Annotated in this window: 1 protein-coding gene and 1 pseudogene; one reads left to right on the forward strand and one right to left on the reverse strand. The window is 61.7% G+C overall.

What is annotated here, in order from left to right:
* Positions 1-109: pseudogene (locus CXK94_RS22185) on the forward strand (LysR family transcriptional regulator); the annotation flags it as partial.
* 5 nt (positions 110-114) lie between these two features.
* Here the strand turns inward: CXK94_RS22185 and uraH are convergent.
* Positions 115-514 (reverse strand): hydroxyisourate hydrolase (gene uraH / locus CXK94_RS22190; protein WP_258005996.1); only part of this gene is annotated, 400 nt, incomplete at its 5' end.

Below are 514 nucleotides of genomic sequence, written 5' to 3' on the forward strand. Positions count from 1 at the left end.
GATCCAGGCGGTGTACCCGCAGCAGCGCTATCTGCCGGCCAAGGTGCGTTTCTTCATCGACTACCTGAAGGACATCTACAACGCACCGGGCTATTGGGAAGTGCGCTGAGCGGCTCAGTTGCCGCGGTAGGTGGAGAAGCCGTAGGGGCTCAGCAGCAGCGGGATGTGGTAGTGCTCGACGCTGCCATCCGCTTCGAAGATCACTGGAACTTCGGGGAAAAAGGTGCTGGCATTCTGCGCGGCGAACCAGTCGCCGGTCTTGAAGGTGACGCGGTAGGTGCCTTTTTCCAGCGCCTTGCCTTCGGGATACAGCGCGGTGATGCGGCCTTGGGCGTTGGTCTCGCCGCTGTTGAGTGATTTCCAGGCATCACCCTGACGTTGTTCCAGGGTGACACGGACGTCTGGCGAAGGCAGGCCGTCTTGCAGATTCAGCACATGCACGCTGAGCGGGTTGCCAGCGGCCAGGGACAGACCGGACAGGCCGCTGAGCATCAAACCGGCGGCGATTGAACGT

It is taken from the genome of Stutzerimonas stutzeri, from assembly GCF_002890915.1.
GTDB lineage: Bacteria > Pseudomonadota > Gammaproteobacteria > Pseudomonadales > Pseudomonadaceae > Stutzerimonas > Stutzerimonas stutzeri_AF.